Source organism: Sphaerochaeta sp. (assembly GCF_050256055.1).
Lineage (GTDB): Bacteria > Spirochaetota > Spirochaetia > Sphaerochaetales > Sphaerochaetaceae > Sphaerochaeta.
In genome coordinates this window covers 122,015-137,424 of the sequence record NZ_JBFWIJ010000001.1, presented here as the reverse complement: position 1 = coordinate 137,424, position 15,410 = coordinate 122,015, and the positions used below count along the sequence as shown (strand labels likewise).

Annotated in this window: 13 protein-coding genes, 5 tRNA genes and 1 other RNA gene; 14 read left to right on the top strand and 5 right to left on the bottom strand. The window is 52.2% G+C overall.

All coding sequences use genetic code 11. The features are described from left to right. Nucleotides 1-23 precede the first annotated feature (23 nt). The 4 genes from AB7C91_RS00585 (at nt 24) to AB7C91_RS00570 (ending at nt 5,514) form a co-directional block, all read left to right on the top strand. On the top strand, nt 24-881 hold the full coding sequence (locus AB7C91_RS00585) for a GNAT family N-acetyltransferase (RefSeq protein ID WP_332446471.1): 858 nt from the start codon (nt 24-26) through the stop codon (nt 879-881). Between the two features lie 125 nt (nt 882-1,006). Next, nucleotides 1,007-2,086, top strand: coding sequence for an ABC transporter substrate-binding protein (locus AB7C91_RS00580; RefSeq protein WP_332446470.1), 1,080 nt, complete (start codon nt 1,007-1,009; stop codon nt 2,084-2,086). 78 nt (nt 2,087-2,164) lie between these two features. Next, entirely contained in the window at nt 2,165-4,402 is a 2,238-nt protein-coding gene (locus AB7C91_RS00575; protein WP_332446469.1) for an iron ABC transporter permease, read from the top strand. Between the two features lie 11 nt (nt 4,403-4,413). Beyond that, nucleotides 4,414-5,514, top strand: coding sequence for an ABC transporter ATP-binding protein (locus AB7C91_RS00570; RefSeq protein ID WP_332446468.1), 1,101 nt, complete (start codon nt 4,414-4,416; stop codon nt 5,512-5,514). A gap of 76 nt (nt 5,515-5,590) precedes the next feature. Here the strand turns inward: AB7C91_RS00570 and AB7C91_RS00565 are convergent, their stop codons facing one another. After that, nucleotides 5,591-6,955: a glycoside hydrolase family 28 protein gene (locus tag AB7C91_RS00565; RefSeq protein ID WP_428588443.1), complete on the bottom strand. Its 1,365-nt coding sequence runs from the start codon at nt 6,953-6,955 to the stop codon at nt 5,591-5,593. 52 nt (nt 6,956-7,007) lie between these two features. Here AB7C91_RS00565 and AB7C91_RS00560 point away from each other — a divergent pair, with 52 nt between their 5' ends. Then, nucleotides 7,008-7,886, top strand: a complete 879-nt coding sequence (locus tag AB7C91_RS00560; RefSeq protein WP_332446466.1) for a sugar phosphate isomerase/epimerase family protein — start codon at nt 7,008-7,010, stop codon at nt 7,884-7,886. 60 nt (nt 7,887-7,946) lie between these two features. Here AB7C91_RS00560 and AB7C91_RS00555 read toward each other — a convergent pair whose 3' ends face one another. Further along, on the bottom strand, nt 7,947-9,089 hold the full coding sequence (locus AB7C91_RS00555; protein ID WP_332446465.1) for a thymidine kinase: 1,143 nt from the start codon (nt 9,087-9,089) through the stop codon (nt 7,947-7,949). Beyond that, complete coding sequence (gene deoC / locus AB7C91_RS00550) at nt 9,076-9,741, bottom strand: deoxyribose-phosphate aldolase (RefSeq protein ID WP_332446464.1); 666 nt, start codon at nt 9,739-9,741, stop codon at nt 9,076-9,078. Before deoC ends, AB7C91_RS00555 begins: the two co-directional genes overlap by 14 nt. 116 nt (nt 9,742-9,857) lie before the next feature. On the opposite strand from deoC, the gene AB7C91_RS00545 reads away from it, so the two are divergent. From AB7C91_RS00545 to AB7C91_RS00535, 3 genes are read left to right on the top strand one after another with little or no spacing between them, the layout of a single operon-like run. Beyond that, nucleotides 9,858-10,787 (top strand): 8-oxo-dGTP diphosphatase, encoded by a 930-nt coding sequence (locus AB7C91_RS00545; protein WP_332446463.1) that lies wholly within the window; start codon nt 9,858-9,860, stop codon nt 10,785-10,787. After that, nucleotides 10,780-11,691: an aldo/keto reductase gene (locus AB7C91_RS00540; protein ID WP_332446462.1), complete on the top strand. Its 912-nt coding sequence runs from the start codon at nt 10,780-10,782 to the stop codon at nt 11,689-11,691. Before AB7C91_RS00545 ends, AB7C91_RS00540 begins: the two co-directional genes overlap by 8 nt. Nucleotide 11,692: 1 nt before the next feature. Continuing rightward, nucleotides 11,693-12,292, top strand: coding sequence for a YigZ family protein (locus AB7C91_RS00535; protein ID WP_332446461.1), 600 nt, complete (start codon nt 11,693-11,695; stop codon nt 12,290-12,292). Here the strand turns inward: AB7C91_RS00535 and AB7C91_RS00530 are convergent. Beyond that, the gene (locus tag AB7C91_RS00530; RefSeq protein WP_428588437.1) at nt 12,279-13,673 is read right to left on the bottom strand and encodes a M28 family metallopeptidase; all 1,395 of its coding nucleotides are present in this window, start codon (nt 13,671-13,673) and stop codon (nt 12,279-12,281) included. The two genes, AB7C91_RS00535 and AB7C91_RS00530, sit on opposite strands and share 14 nt — an antisense overlap. Nucleotides 13,674-13,827: 154 nt before the next feature. On the opposite strand from AB7C91_RS00530, the gene AB7C91_RS00525 reads away from it, so the two are divergent. From AB7C91_RS00525 to ffs, 6 genes are all read left to right on the top strand, one after another. Continuing rightward, a tRNA-Ser gene (locus tag AB7C91_RS00525) sits at nt 13,828-13,912 on the top strand. A 40-nt stretch (nt 13,913-13,952) separates the two neighbouring features. Next, nucleotides 13,953-14,039 (top strand) — tRNA-Ser (locus AB7C91_RS00520). Nucleotides 14,040-14,060: 21 nt separating this feature from the next. Then, a tRNA-Arg gene (locus tag AB7C91_RS00515) sits at nt 14,061-14,134 on the top strand. Between the two features lie 33 nt (nt 14,135-14,167). Then, nucleotides 14,168-14,255: transfer RNA gene (locus tag AB7C91_RS00510), tRNA-Ser, on the top strand. Between the two features lie 46 nt (nt 14,256-14,301). After that, nucleotides 14,302-14,386: transfer RNA gene (locus AB7C91_RS00505), tRNA-Ser, on the top strand. Between the two features lie 13 nt (nt 14,387-14,399). Further along, an RNA gene (ffs, locus tag AB7C91_RS00500) (signal recognition particle sRNA small type) lies at nt 14,400-14,498 on the top strand. Between the two features lie 6 nt (nt 14,499-14,504). On the opposite strand, the gene AB7C91_RS00495 is transcribed toward ffs, so the two are convergent. Further along, nucleotides 14,505-15,365 carry a sensor domain-containing diguanylate cyclase gene (locus AB7C91_RS00495; protein ID WP_332447476.1) on the bottom strand — a complete coding sequence of 287 codons (861 nt, stop codon included), beginning with the start codon at nt 15,363-15,365 and terminating at the stop codon, nt 14,505-14,507. Between the last annotated feature and the right edge of the window lie 45 nt (nt 15,366-15,410).

The window sequence follows — 15,410 nt, the reverse complement described above, 5'->3', positions numbered from 1 at the left end:
TTTTTCGGTATATACTGGCTTTGATGCACATATATCCATGTACCACGCTTTCTGAGGAGCAAAAAACCCAGATTACTGGGGTCCAGCAACTTTGTTTTGCTGAGGAAGCCTTGGAGAATGAAGCCTTTCTCTCCAATGAGCTCAATTATGACAAACAAGTTCCCTGCTTCTTTCTGGGATATGAAGGGAATGAACTGGTCAGCTATCTCTGCGCATTCTTTCCCGATTCACATGAGGTGGAGTTCAACGGGGGCACACATCCAGCTTACCAGTGTCAAGGACGGTTTTCTGCCTTGGTGCGTGAAGCGTTGACCGTCTACCGCCAGCTTGCCTTTGAGCAGGCACTCTTCCAATGTGAACGTAATGCCGAAAAGGCACACACCTATCTGCAATCCCGATATCCCCAGATAGCACGTAGCGAATATGTCATGGTATTGAAGAAGCAAAACTGGCAGGCGATGGACTGTCCGGGAGTACTAGAGGAAATCAGCCATGCCAATCGTAACCATGCAAAGGCCATACTGATCAGCGAGATGGGAATGTCCGAACAGGCCAGCACGGAAGAGGTCGATTTCCTGCTCTCCCAATCCGGTCGCAAAGGCTTTCTTTACCGGATCGGGGATCAGTACCTGGGCATGGTGAACAGCCGTGAGGAAAATCCTGAACAGGCGATGATCCATGGTGTGGTAATCCGCAAACCCCATCGCGGCCAAGGGCATGGGAGAAATCTACTCACCCACATCTTGGGTCGGCTGTTCACCACCTATCGAATCGTCACCTTGGAAGTTGACTCGGAGAATCCGCCGGCTCTGCATCTCTATCGTACTTCCGGTTTTTCAGTGGTCAACCAAGTCGATTACCATAGACTGATTTTGCGATAATCTGACCAATTTTTTCCTTGCTCTCATTTAACTTGACGGAGCCAAGTACGGGGGGTTAGCATTCATCTATCATTGTTGCATGGGTCCAGAATTTCTGGACAGTCTGTATACATTTGGAGGAAAGAATGAAAAAAACACTCGCAATTCTGTTGGTATTGACCTTGCTCGTACCAGCCCTGTTTGCACAGGGTTCGCAGGAAGCCGCCCCCGCAGCTGCTCCTGCCCCAGCCGCTCCCGCACCTGTCGCTGCTCCTGCTGCAGCCTCTGGGAGCGTGAATGCCTATACGACCCTTGAGGAACCGCTTGCCGCCAAGCTCTTCCAGCTTTTCGAAGCGGAAACCGGTATCAAGGTCAACTTTGTCCGTCTCAGCGGCGGCGAGGTTGTAACCCGTCTCGAGGCTGAGTCAGCCAATCCTCAGGCTTCCATCTGGGTCGGTGGTGTAGGTCTTGACCATATCACCGCAAAATCCAAGGGCCTGACCACTCCGTACGTAAGCCGCTATACCGCCAATACCCCGGCACAATTCCGTGATCCTGAGAACTACTACATCGGTTTGTATGTCGGACCGTTGACGTTTGTCACCAACCTCGACCGTGCCAAGGAACTGGGAATCCAACCCCCGAAGAGCTGGGCCGATCTGCTTAAGCCGGAATACAAGGGTTATATCCGCATGGCAAACCCGAACTCCTCCGGTACGGCCTACAACGTGTTGACCACAATCCTCGACATCTATGGCACCGAAGACAAGATGTTTGATTACATGAAGGCACTGGACAAGAACATTGACCAGTACACCAAGAGCGGTTCCGCCCCCGGCAAGAGTGTTGCAACCGGCGAAATCCCCGTAGCCATCGGATATGCCCATGACCAGGTCAAACTCAAGGCTGCAGGATCCCCGATCGTGATTACCGCTCCTTCCGAAGGTACCGGTTATGAATTGGCTTCCATGTCCATGGTGAAGGGTGGCAAGGATACCGTCAATGCAAAGAAGCTCTACGACTGGATTCTCTCCAGCCCGGTTGCCCAGCAGACATTTACCGAGTGGTACGTTGTCCTGGTCGCCAACGGAGCAGTCAAGCACCCCGATGCTCTCTCCATCACCGAGATCAAGACGGTTGACGAGGATATGGCATGGGATGGCGATACGGTCAACAAGACCCGCCTGCTCGATCGCTGGACCAATGAAATTGGAAACAAGAGATAATTACCTAGGGTAATTTAGCTTTTCCTACCACCCTGCAAGCATACCTTGCAGGGTGTGTAGTACCAACGGAATGATTCGATGTTTACAAAAAAACGCATCCTACAGTTCTGTCTCACAGCACTGGTATTCCTGCTGGCCGACTTTTGGATGTACAGTACGCTTTCCTCCGACTTCAAGGCATATGAAGAAAAGCGGAACTTCAATGAAATTGACTTGTTTGCACAAACAGTACCGAAAAACCCTTCTTCTGACGCATATAAGCAATGGATTCCCACGGTTAAGGACATCATTCCCGGATCAAGGGCATTGTATCTATCGTATGACGAACAAGCAGCAGACTTTGTCCCGGAGACCGGTTCGAAAACCACACTTGCCCTCTTTGAATCCAATACGAAAAACACTGAATTCCAAAAAGCCTTGGAGAGCGTCTATTATCTGGAACCAATGAAACTGGCCTCCACCTACCAAGCCGACTATACGCTCGACCCCGACCAACACAGTGCCGATAGAATCCAGTCGCAGATTTATTTCTTCCCGGTGGTCGATGACACCGGATACCAGATTTCCGGGGCAGTCATGATTCTGGTCCCCACCTCGACTGCCACCGGCTTCAGCAATCTGCTCAAGACTTTGTTCATCGGTGCAGCTGTCTTGTTCCTGGGTATTCTCTTGGTGCTCACCTTCACACGCGACCCCATGACCGGTTTCATGGTGCTGGCCCTCTTCGGCATCGTGCTGGTCTTCATTGCCTATCCTTTGATCGAGGCGATTCGACTGTCCTTTATGAAGAACGGGGTATTCAGCCTTGAAACCTGGAAGGAAAGTCTATCTCCCACCTATCTGGTGTCATTGTGGGGTTCGCTGCGTCTGGGATTCTTGACCGCAACGATCTCAACACTGGTTGGGTATATGTTTGCATTCCTGATCGAGCGGACTTCGTTCAAACAGAAACGGATCATGACCACCTTGGCCACCATGCCGGTCATATCCCCTCCGTTCTCCCTTTCCCTCTCGATCATTCTGCTGTTCGGCAACAATGGTTTGATCAGCAAACAACTGTTGCATTTGAACACATCCATCTATGGGTTGGGCGGCTTGACCTTGGTACAGGTCATCGGCATGTTCCCGATCGCCTTCATGACGATCAGCGGGGTATTGCGTCAGATTGATTCCACGGTCGAGGACGCTTCCCTCGATTTGAGCGCAACCCGATGGCAGACCTTCAAGTCGATCACTCTGCCGCTCTCCATACCCGGCATCCTGTCGGCTTGGCTGTTGGTGTTCACCAACTCGTTAGCCGACTTCGCCAATCCGCTGTTGCTCAGCGGCGACTACCGGGTGCTCTCGACGGAAGCATATATGCTGGTCACCGGGCGAAACAACCTGGGTGCGGGATCGGCTCTTTCCTTCATCCTGCTGATGCCTACCTTGACCGCATTCCTGATCCAACGGAACTGGGTATCCAAAAAGAGTTTCGTAACGGTGACCGGGAAGCCATCCACCACCTTGACCGAGCTTACCAACAAACCGGTAAGATTGACTTTGGAAATTGCGAGCTGGATGTTCCTTGGGTTCATTACGGCCCTCTATCTGACCATCGTGGCGGGTTGCTTCGTGGTCAATTGGGGTATCGACTATTCGTTCACCCTATCCAACTGGGGCGAAGCACTCGCCCGAGGTTGGACGGCGATCCGTGATACCGTCACCCTTGCAGCATTCGCCACCCCGGTTGCAGGACTGCTTGCCATGCTCAGCGCCATGCTGATTGTGCGCAAGAAATTTCCCGGCAAACGAATATTGGAGATGATCATCATGACGCCGTATGCCATTCCCGGTACCCTGATCGGTATCAGTTACATCCTGGCGTTCAACAAACCACCGGTACTTTTGGTGGGAACCGGGGCGATCATCGTCATCAACTATATTATCCGTGAACTTCCGGTCGGCCTTGAGAACGGCATCACCGCCCTGCATCAGATAGACCCGGCCATCGAGGAATCGGCGGCAGATCTGGGAGCGGATGTCCCGACGGTTTTCCGCACCATCGTCCTTCCTTTGATACGGCCGGCTTTCCTATCCAGCATGTCGTACACCTTTGTACGATCCATGACGGCAGTCAGCGCCATCATCTTCCTCATATCGGCTCGCTGGAACCATTTGACCGTTCTGATCTTCAACTTCTCAGAGAACCTCAGATTCGGCCTTGCCAGCGTCTTGTCAACCATCCTTATCTTCATCGTGCTCTCCGTTTGGGCTCTGATGCAGGTTGTGGTCCGTGATGACAAGCTCACCCAGAAATCTATCTCAGCCCGCTAAGGTGGTGATCAATGGAAAAGAAAAGCGTATCGGTAACCCTTGAGCATGTAACCAAGAAATTCAAGGATGTCAAAGGAAAGGCTGATGTCATTGCCGTCAATGATTCTCATTTCGTCATCGAACCGGGGGAGCTGGTCACCCTGCTTGGGCCCTCCGGATGCGGCAAAACCACTACCTTGCGGATGATCGCCGGTTTTGAACTTCCCACCGAAGGAAAGATATTCATCGGCAACGAGGAAGTCACCATGCTGCCTCCGAACAAGCGCGACACAGCCACGATGTTCCAGAGCTACGGACTCTTTCCCCATATGACGGTGTTCGAGAACGTCGCCTATGGATTGCGCTTGCGCAAGGTGGCACAGGAAGAGATCACCAAACGGGTCAACGAGACCTTGGCTCTGGTTGGACTCGCTTCCTATGGAGACCGTGCACCTTCCAAACTTTCGGGCGGCCAGCAACAGCGTGTCGCGCTTGCACGAAGTTTGATCGTCACCCCTTCAGTCCTGTTGTTGGACGAACCACTCTCCAACCTTGATGCATTGCTGCGCGAGCAGATGCGGGTGGAAATCCGCAAGATCCAGAAGGAATTGGGAATAACTGCCGTGTATGTAACCCATGACCGGGTGGAAGCGATGAGTCTCTCCGACCGGGTTGTAGTCATGAAAAACGGGTACATCCGGCAAATCGGCACCCCCAGTGAAATCTATGAGGACCCCAATTCACGGTTTGTGGCCGGGTTCGTTGGCAAGGCAGCCTTCTTTCCGGTTATGGTGAAGAAACATGAAGGCAGCACGTGGGAGTGCAATTTGGGAGACAAGGAAGTTCTGGTGGAACGCTCAGCAGGCAATGTGGAAGTGGGAACCGAAGCCGTACTGATGGCAAGACCGGAATCACTGCGTATCGTAGAGAGCGGCAAGGGGAAGATTGAGGGAACGGTACGGATGAATGTCTACCTCGGCAACAGCCTTGAGGCATTCATCAATACCGCCTTCGGCGAAATTCTCGTCCAGATCGACGACCCGCATGCCAAGAAAGTATTCAAGGAAGGAGAAGCTGTCTCGATCGACTTCACCGCCGACCGCGTCCGCCTGCTCAACAAAGATGAGGATTGAAATTTCCCGGCTTGAGGAAAAGGCCCTGTGCGAGTATTCGTACAGGGCTTTTTCATTGAGGCATGCGATCAGAGAATTACTCGATGATGGTCACCCCGACCTCCTTCAGAACTGCCGTCATATCCCCCTCGACTTCGACGTTCAGCAAACGCAATTCCACATTCCTCGCCCTGATGCCCCGTTCCTGCACTGAAGGAAGCCCTTCATACATTTCACTTTCCTCGGTCGGCATCAGGCCATCCTGGGCGATCGAGAAGCGGCAATTGCGGATCTCCACATCCTGGATTGGAGACTCCGGAAGACCTGCAATGAAGGCTGCACTGGAAGTAGAAGCTTCTGCGATGCAATCCTCAATCAGTACGTGTGCGATCCTCGGGGTAGTGGGAACAACCGGTTTCTCAAGCAACGAGAAATCCTCGGGATCCAAGCTGCCGCAACGGTAATACATGTTCATGGTCAACGGACAAAGGTTTGCGCGCATCCGAAGTCGTGAGAATACCAAATCGGTGATGACCCCGCCCCTTCCTCGTCTGGTTTTGATCCTGATCCCTCGATCCGTACCATCGAACAGACAATCCTTGACGGTGATATCATGCAGTCCTGCAGCTGTTTCACTGCCTATAACGGCTCCTCCGTGTGCATTCTTGACCGTACAGGACTCGATCAGGACATCGGTGGTGGGAAGATTGACGGAAATTCCGTCAGGACCGCTTCCACTCTTGAGGGCAATGCCATCATCCCCGACATCAACCACACACTCCTTGACCGTGACAAATCGACAGGAATCGATGTCGATACCGTCGGTATTCGGGGCATCCTTTGGATTAAGGACGTGTAGATTCCTGAGGATGATATTTGTACTGTACAAGGGATGCAAAGTCCAGAACGGGCTGTTGGTGAGGGTGAGGCCGTCAAGCTGGATATTGTTGCTTTTCAGAATCTGCAGCAAGGGAGGCCGGAGAAACTGGCTGTGTCGGCCACCGCCGCCACCACTTTGGCTCTCATAGCCGGGATTGTGTGCAGCCAAGATTTTTTCCATCGTGGAAACCGGGCCCCGCTTCGGATCGCTCTTCACCTGCTTGGCTTTCTCCCACCACCAGAGCCCGTTGCCATCCAGGATGCCGTCGCCCTTGATGTGAATTCCGTCGGATTCGGTGATCAGAAAGCAAGGATGCATGCAATAACAGTTCACTCCCTCCCATCGGGAAAAGACGGGTGTATAGAGATCCTCATCGGCGATGAACTGTATTCCGGCCCCTTTTTCGAACACAAGGGTGATGTTCCTTCCGCTCAAGGTGATCGGTCCGCTCCGGTAGGTACCCTTACCGATATTCAGGCGATCACCTTCCTTCAGAGCAGCGAACGCTGCAGCAAACACCTCGGTGTTGTCAAACTTCCCATCGCCCCGGGCTCCGAAGTCCACCAGTGAATATGTTTCCATGTTGTTCTCTCCTTTCTTTACAAATCGGGGCGCTGAACCTACAATCCTGGGTATGAAACAGATAGGACTCAGAGCCCATGACCTGGGAAAATTCAATACAATTGCCGACTTGGCTTCAACGATCGCACTGTATGGTGACCATGTTCCCATACAACTTGCACTCTCAAAAGTTCTGCGTACAACCGTACCTGCAGAGGGCTTTTCCGAGTCATTCATCACCTCAGTCCGGGACGACCTGGCATCCAAAGGCGCATATGTCGGGGTCTTCGGCTGCTATATCAATCCCGTCCATCCTGATAAAGCAGTGCGGGAAGAGCATCTGAAACGCTTTGAGACCCACCTTGCGTATGCCAACCTGTTGGGGTGCCCGCTGGTGGGAACCGAAACCGGTTCGTTTTCTCCCGACTGCTCCTACAACAGCTCAACCGCCGACCCAAACGTGTTGGATGATTTGTATCGAAGTATCGAACGACTGGTCGAGACTGCCGCCAAATACCACGCCATCGTGGGAGTGGAAGCGGTCAGCAAGCAACATACAATCTCCAGCATCGAACGGATGGCGAAACTGGTCCGGACATTCGATACCCCGCATTTGCAAGTCATCTACGACCCGACCAACCTCGTTCCTTGGATCGGTATTCCTGAGAAAGACGGCAGTTGCCGGGCGATTCCCTCCTTCGAAGCACAAAAAGACTTCTTCTGTTCAGCCTTGGATGCTTTTGGGGATAAAATTGCCGCTCTGCACGTCAAGGACTATCGACTGGATGAGCAGGGGTACAAGATCGGGGATTTGACCGTAGGGGAAGGGGTACTCGACTGGAAGTTCCTGTTTGGGGAACTGAGAAGAAGAAACATCGAGGTCCCTGCCTTGTTGGAAAATCTGACGGTATCGTCCCTGAAGGAGACACTTGCCCTCCTTGGTACATACTGAACCACGCCAGAATACTCCTCAAGCCTCTTTCTTGACGAGTTTTTGCACTATACCGCCCTTCTACAACAAGAAGGGCTGTGCAAAGGAAACAGGACGTTTGTTGTCGCTCAGGACCTTGGAAAGATATGCAGTATCGAGTTCAAGCTGTGAGACCAATCGCAACAGCAATTCCTCAGGAACCAGATTCTGTTCACAGAACAGATATACCAAGGCTTTTTCAGCAATATTCTGGGGTTTGAGGGCGTTGAAGAAGATTTCCTCATCCCGTTTCCCCCGATACCGCTCGCAGAAGTTCTGATGGAGCATGGACTGCTCGATATGCGTCTTCAAGGCGAAAAGCTCGTTGAACAAGGGTTTTTCTTCCCCGCGGGCCGCCATTTCTCCCAATGGTTTGAGATGAAAGAACGTGTATTCCTTGCCCGGTAGATAATGGTGTTCATCACATCGTGCGGCATAGTTGGGTTCCAAGGAACTGTCCTTATGCGAATCTCCTCCGACGATGATCAGGGGATCGAAATACAAGGCAGGGCATTCCTTTCCTTCCACTTGGTAGTAGCGGTAGGTATAGAAGGCGTCGTTGATGCAGTCCGGGTGCTCGCAATACGCAGTCAAGGGAATGACATCCGTAGCGATGTCGAGCATCAGACGTGCGGTCGAATTGAAGAGATCACGACGGAAATTGAGAATCAGGGTAGGGAAAATGAACATGACTCCCCGTTCATAACTGTGGTTTCTCACCACATAAGCCAACCGTTCGTCAAAGAAGGATGCCTCATCGATGATGAAGGTCCCTACCGTTGGATTGTCGGCCAACACCTGCTCAAGACCGAAGGAATCGCGGATCTTGGCAATATTAGGACCGCAGCTCACATACCCACCCCGGTAGCACAATGCATCCTCCGGATAGTCGGTGAACCGAGCCCCGTCAATCTCAGAGCGGATGAAGAAAACCTTTCTCCGGTCGACCTGCCCGCTGCTGGTCAGTGAGCGTACCTTCTCCCCTTTTTTCTGTGCAATGGCGGCATCTCTCCAGACGCGGGCGGCAAATTCAGTCTTGCCCGAACCCATGGGACCGATCAAGAGGACCCTCCGGCCGGGCAAGGTAAAATCGAAATGGGAGAACGTATCATGAATGTCAAGGGTAGGGAAACCCAGACTTTTCAGGAAATCCGTTCCTCCTGGTTTCTGCTCAATGCGCCCCATGCTGCCCCTCGACGATGGCAATTCCGCTGGAAGCTCCGATTCTGGTAGCCCCAGCTTCTACCATGGCGATTGCATCGGCATAGGTACGAACCCCACCGGAAGCCTTTACCCCCAACTCGGGACCGACGGTCTTGCGCATCAATTTGATATCCTCGACGGTCGCTCCCCCGGTGGAGAATCCGGTGGAAGTCTTTACGAAATCAGCACCGCTGGCTTTCGCAATCCTGCAGGCACGGACCTTTTCCTCATCAGTCAGCAGGCAGGTCTCGATAATCACCTTCAAAAGAGCCTTGCCACAGGCAGCCTTCACCGCCTTGATATCATCCTCAACCAAGTCATCATCATGATTCTTCAGATATCCGATATTGATCACCATATCGACTTCATCAGCACCGGCCAGGACTGCCTTCTTGGCCTCATATGCCTTGCTTTCACTGGACATTGCGCCCAAAGGGAATCCAACCACGGTGCATACTTTCACCTCGCTCTTTTCCAAGAGCTTGGAACACAAGCCAACCCAACAACTGTTTACGCAGACGGAAGCAAACTGATATTGATCGGCTTCCCTACAGATCTGCTCAATCTTATCGCGAGTCGCATTGGCTGCGAGCACCGTGTGGTCGATATACTTGGCGATATCATCTTGTTTCATTGGTAACCTCCAAAACATTGGATACTATAGGAAGCTTACTCCAAAAAGGGGGAGGCCGCAACGAGAATAGTAGGTCCAACCTTGACGAAGACCCACGCACCCTATACCCTAGCACCATGATCCTAGAAACCATCGAACAATACTATACTTGGGCTTTGATTGCCATCCTTTTGCTGAACTTTGCCCAGAGAAAGATTCCGGGAACCAATAAGAAACGGTTCGCCACCATCTACCTGGCATCCATCCTCCTGCTGTTTGAAGTTGGAGTGGTGACCATACTCGCACGAGGCTGGAACCATGCATGGGCCTTCCTGGTGCTGGCCGTCTGCATCGGTTTGCTGATAGTGCTGCGAAAACGTGCATGGCCGTTCAAATTGCATTGCGTACAATGCCATGCAAAGCTGGACGTCAACCATATCATCGGCCATGACGACAACCTCTGTGAATCCTGCCATCTTGCAGCAAACCCACAGGAAGCGGCCCAGCTTGAGGCAAAGAAAGCAGCGGTAATCGAGGAAGTGGAACCCGAGGATCCCTACAAGGATGCCATAGCGGTGGATGCTATTGACTGGGACTTGTGGGACCCCAAGGAAATTTGTGTGATCACTTACCTGTTTTCCGAGGACAAGGTACTCTTGATCGACAAGAAAACCGGTTTGGGCTCCGGCCTGGTAAACGCCCCCGGTGGTCATATCGAAGAAACCGAGACCGCTCTTGAGGCGGCGAAACGGGAGTTCACGGAAGAAACCGGCCTGGAAGTGGACAATCTCAGGCTGGTGGGAAAACTCAACTTCCAATTCCGTGACGGATTATCCGAACGAGGCTATGTATACTTCGCCGACTCCTATCACGGTGAAATGAGAGAAACAGAGGAAGCCAGACCATTCTGGTGCCCCGTCTCCGCCATCCCCTACGACACAATGTGGGAGGATGACCGGTATTGGCTTCCCCCTGCACTGGAAGGCAAACAATTCGAAGGCTTCTTCATTTTTGATGACCAGAAGATGGTAGACAAGCAGGTGGTGTTGCTTGGGGAAGATGACTAGCAGTATTTTGGCTTTGGGCACTTGGCAGTACGGTCCCTCCCACGGGTTCTGGACCGACGGAAAGATTGAACAATCCAAAGCCACCATCCGATTAGCCTACAGTCATCACATCCGGCATTTCGATACCGCACCATCCTACGGGAACGGCCTGAGCGAGCAACTGCTCGCTTCGGTACTCAGCCCATTCGATCGGAAAGACCTGCATATTTCCACAAAATTCATGCCAAAGACCCCGTCATTGGTCGCCCAGGATCTCCAAAAAAGTCTGGCACGGTTGAAGACATCCTCTGTGGACACCCTCTACCTGCATTGGCCGAGCAGGGATGTCGAGCTCAGACCCATCCTGCAAGCGGCGATGCACTTGGTGGACCAGGGACTTGCGGGAAGCATCGGGGTCTGTAACACCCCGCTTTGGCTGCTCCAGGAATGGGAGGACCTTCCCATCAAGGTCATCCAGATTCCCTGTTCCCTGCTTTGGGTACGAGATATGGAGGCTATGCGGACATACGCACGCAAACGAGGGATCAGCATGGTGGGGTACAGTCCTCTGGGGCTCGGGCTGCTTGCAGGCACCCATATGCAGAAACCCCAGGACGACCGCAAGCATCTGTATGTTTACGACAAACAAGCCTATCCAGCATTCCTCTCCTTGCTTGAGGTTCTGCACCAGCTTGCCGACGAGAAAGGATGCACACCAGCACAGATTGCCCTGCTGTGGGCGCTGAACCAAGGATTTTCCACGATCCTTGTTGGATCGAGAAATCCGGAACAGCTGGCACAGCTTCTTGCTGTGCAGCACCTAAGTCTTGACGAGACAGAGAAATCACGATTGGATGAAAAAGCAGAGCAGATGTGTTCATACAGCGACCCTTCTCAAGACAACCTGTTTGGGTATAGGTGGTAGGATGGATATTCTCAAAGAACGCGCCGAATACGAGATAGAGGTGAAGAAATCCCGTTTCCTTGCTATAGCCTGTCCCGTCACCGAACTTTCGGCGATCAAGGATCTGGTACATCAGACGAGGCTTCTCCATCCACAGGCAAACCATGTCGTACATGCAGCCGTCCTTGGGCCCAAGGGCGACTTGTACAGCTTCAGTGATGACCATGAACCGAAAAACACTGCAGGCAGGCCTGCCTTGGAGGTGTTGAAAGGCAGTTCGGTGACCAACATCCTGGTAATGGTCGTACGATATTTCGGAGGCACACTGCTCGGAACCGGTGGCTTGGTGAAAGCCTATGGGGACAGCGTGAAGGAGGTGCTCAAGCACCTCAAGACAGAACCCTTGATCGAAAAGAGGTCATTCCGGCTTACGATACCCTATAACCTCTATGATGTGGTGAAAATACTACTCAATGACACGCAAACGACTATCGATTCTGAGGATTTTGCCACTGAAGTTACCATCTCCGGTGCATTGCCTTCTGAGAACACCGAAGTACTGGAACGCAGGATCATCGAACTTTCGAAAGGAAGTACCCAGCCCTGTTTCATCGATGAGTAAGCTTGGAGAAGGCTAGATTCGGCTCCTGCTCTTCTTCTTTGCTTTGTTCAGGTGCATCATCCCACAGACGTTCCGCATCGACGAGTTCCACCAACCTGATACCAACCGACAGGGCCATTTCCACCGCTTTTGGATCGATGGCTGAAACCACATCATCCTTGGTATGGTAGACCGATGGTTTGGAATGGTCATCCCAAGCCACCGCAGTCAGCGTACAGGCTTCCAATCCGTTCCGGCTCGCCATCGCAGCGTCGGTGCCACCGCTGAGTCGGGGAATCGATTCGCTTTCGGCTTCATATCCCATCGATCGTGCAATATGCACGCAACGCCGTGCCAGTCGTGAGGAGAGGGGGACCGTCCCATTCACGTCCCGCTCGAGAAAGGTCAGACGGTCCGGATAATAGACTGAATCAAAATTCAGCACAATGGGATCGATCAAGGCGGGGGCATGTTCGGAAAACCAAGCCTTTGAACCTCTGAGTCCGATCTCCTCCCCGTCAAAGGAACAAAAGACCAATCGGGTATGGTCCAGAGGTGTATTGCAACTCTTTTTCCAATGGAAATACCGTGCCAGTTGGACCGTCATCCCGACCGAAACCAAATTGTCACCCGCTCCCGGCGATCCTTCCTTGCTGAAAAATGATCGCAATTTGCGTACCATGGGCGTGGACGCGAGCAGTAACAATTGCAGGAGCATCATTCCCAATGACGATCGGTTGGGAAGCATAAGAACCCGGTCGAACAGCTCGCTGAGCGTCTGCACCAGGCACACGATTCCGCTCAACAGGAAAAGTGCAACCGGGAATGCAACCATCCGCAGATAGGAAAACCGGTCCAAGCTGTTGTAGGTGAACAAGGGAGCACTGTCATGATGGCTGGTGAATACCACCGTATGCCTCACCGTATCCTTCGGCTCGAGGATTGCATGGACATTGCATCCTTCTTCGGTCTTTTTTTTGAACGGAAGTTTCATCGGCTTATAGAAATATAACTCGCTTCCGGCATACCAGAGAAAGAAGCAGAAAATCAGCAGCCCCAGATAGGGAAGACCCAGCAGCAGAAGCACCCCCATCAAGGGATACACATATACGGCGATCTCAAGCGGCAGCCGATGTGCTCGGGTATCGAAGAAAACCGTGCTCTGTCCAACGTTATCGCAAAATGGTGCATAGGAACTTCCAATCTCCTGAGCAACATTCCTTGCGGCTTCACTTCCTGCAAGCCGAGCCCCGAATCGATCGATCAAGGAAGCGGTGAATCCCAAGGCAAGACCTGCCAACCGTCCAGCCTTCAAGGTCTCCACCTTTTGGGTGCGATGGGCTTCTTGGGAAGGGTCCAGAACCGGGGCTTTGGTGCGCGAACGAAACAAAGGGAGCTTCATAATCGTTCTATGATGGCAAGAGCTGACACTACTGTCAAGAAAGTGACATCTGTTCACCAAGTTCTTGACAAAGATGAAGGCAATTACTATAGTTGAAACCCGATTGGTAGCTAAGCAGCCTAAGAATCGCATGACACCTTGTCATGTCCTTTTTGGAGAGATGTCCGAGCGGTCGAAGGAGGCGGTCTTGAAAACCGTTGAGGCGAAAGTCTCCGAGGGTTCGAATCCCCCTCTCTCCGTTCTTTCATCTGTTTGGCATACAAGGTATTTTTTAGTTTTGGAGAGGTGCGAGAGTGGCCGAATCGGGCTCCCTGCTAAGGAGTTGACCTGGTAACGGGTCCGGGGGTTCGAATCCCCCCCTCTCCGTTCTGTTTTTTTACAGTATTCGAGACCATAGCTCAGCTGGATAGAGCATCAGTTTGCGGAACTGAGGGTCGGAGGTTCGAATCCTCTTGGTCTCATCTATGCATTGTTTACAACGGTTCTAATCACCGGGAGAGATGTCCGAGTGGTCGAAGGAGACGGACTCGAAATCCGTTGTACCGTCTGACGGTACCGAGGGTTCGAATCCCTCTCTCTCCGATAGCTTGGATTATTTTTTGGTAAATTGCCGTTTGAATCGTACCTTGGAGAGGTGTCCGAGTGGTCGATGGTGCACGCTTGGAAGGCGTGTGTGCTGAAAGGCACCGGGGGTTCGAATCCCCCCCTCTCCGTTTTATTCCCAGTCAACAGATTCTGTGCTATGTGCATTCGCCCAACCCCGTCAGGACCGGAAGGTAGCAGCGGTAAGTGAATTGCCCATGAGATACAGGCGATTTGTTGGCTGGGTTTTTATTTGCGGCGTTTCCGCTCATACATGGCATGGTCAGCCATTTGGATCAGGTGCTCAAGATCAGCTTGTTCATTGCCGCAGGAACTGCCGATGGTGACTTCGATCACCAACGGGAGAGCATTGCGCATTGAAGCATCCCGCAACGCTTGCTTGAATCGCTCGGTAAGCAAGCCTACCGTTCCGCTGGGGGCATCCAAGGCAAGTACCAAAAATTCATCCCCACCCCATCGGGCGGAAATATCGGAAGTACGAAACGTTGACTGCAAGGTCTTGGCCACCAATCGGAGAACACGATCACCCTCGGAATGCCCGAAGGTATCGTTAATGGATTTGAACATATCGATGTCGATGCTCAGCAAGATGACTTCCGTTTTCAGCCGTTGGGCGTGCCTCAGTTCCTGCTCGGCCATCATTTTGAATCCTCTCCGATTGTACAGGCCGGTCAGTTCATCAGTCAGTGCTTGGAGCAGCAGCTCCTCCTGCAGGCTTTTGTAACTGGTAAGATCCCGCACGATCAGAAACGTTCCCGAATCGGTGGAAATACCCACCGTTCTGAGCTCTATCCAATACTCGGCTTGATCACATCCGATCATTTTCAGTTGAAGTACGGAGCGCTCCGCTCCTTCATTGTGCAGATGAAGCATGAAATCATTGAGCGAGGCGGCATCCTGCGGATGGCAGAATTGGAACAATGTGGTATGGCACAATTCATTGGAGGGATGCAGGGCGAACAGTGAAAGAAAACTTTGGTTGGCATACAACAACACACCTTCAGCGGTACAAAACACAACTCCATCGGGAAGTTGCTCCACCAAGGTTCTGCACGTCGATGCAAAGACATCACGTTGTGATTCGACCATCGTCTGGCTCCCTGTAGGATACAAGATTCATTGGTGTACAGCTGA

Coding starts and splice junctions, on each gene's coding strand:
- AB7C91_RS00585 (WP_332446471.1), top strand. CDS start 24: ATGCACATATATCCATGTACCACGCTTTCTGAGGAGCAAAAAACCCAG.
- AB7C91_RS00580 (WP_332446470.1), top strand. CDS start 1,007: ATGAAAAAAACACTCGCAATTCTGTTGGTATTGACCTTGCTCGTACCA.
- AB7C91_RS00575 (WP_332446469.1), top strand. CDS start 2,165: ATGTTTACAAAAAAACGCATCCTACAGTTCTGTCTCACAGCACTGGTA.
- AB7C91_RS00570 (WP_332446468.1), top strand. CDS start 4,414: ATGGAAAAGAAAAGCGTATCGGTAACCCTTGAGCATGTAACCAAGAAA.
- AB7C91_RS00565 (WP_428588443.1), bottom strand. CDS start 6,955: ATGGAAACATATTCACTGGTGGACTTCGGAGCCCGGGGCGATGGGAAG.
- AB7C91_RS00560 (WP_332446466.1), top strand. CDS start 7,008: ATGAAACAGATAGGACTCAGAGCCCATGACCTGGGAAAATTCAATACA.
- AB7C91_RS00555 (WP_332446465.1), bottom strand. CDS start 9,089: ATGGGGCGCATTGAGCAGAAACCAGGAGGAACGGATTTCCTGAAAAGT.
- deoC (WP_332446464.1), bottom strand. CDS start 9,741: ATGAAACAAGATGATATCGCCAAGTATATCGACCACACGGTGCTCGCA.
- AB7C91_RS00545 (WP_332446463.1), top strand. CDS start 9,858: ATGATCCTAGAAACCATCGAACAATACTATACTTGGGCTTTGATTGCC.
- AB7C91_RS00540 (WP_332446462.1), top strand. CDS start 10,780: ATGACTAGCAGTATTTTGGCTTTGGGCACTTGGCAGTACGGTCCCTCC.
- AB7C91_RS00535 (WP_332446461.1), top strand. CDS start 11,693: ATGGATATTCTCAAAGAACGCGCCGAATACGAGATAGAGGTGAAGAAA.
- AB7C91_RS00530 (WP_428588437.1), bottom strand. CDS start 13,673: ATGAAGCTCCCTTTGTTTCGTTCGCGCACCAAAGCCCCGGTTCTGGAC.
- AB7C91_RS00495 (WP_332447476.1), bottom strand. CDS start 15,365: ATGGTCGAATCACAACGTGATGTCTTTGCATCGACGTGCAGAACCTTG.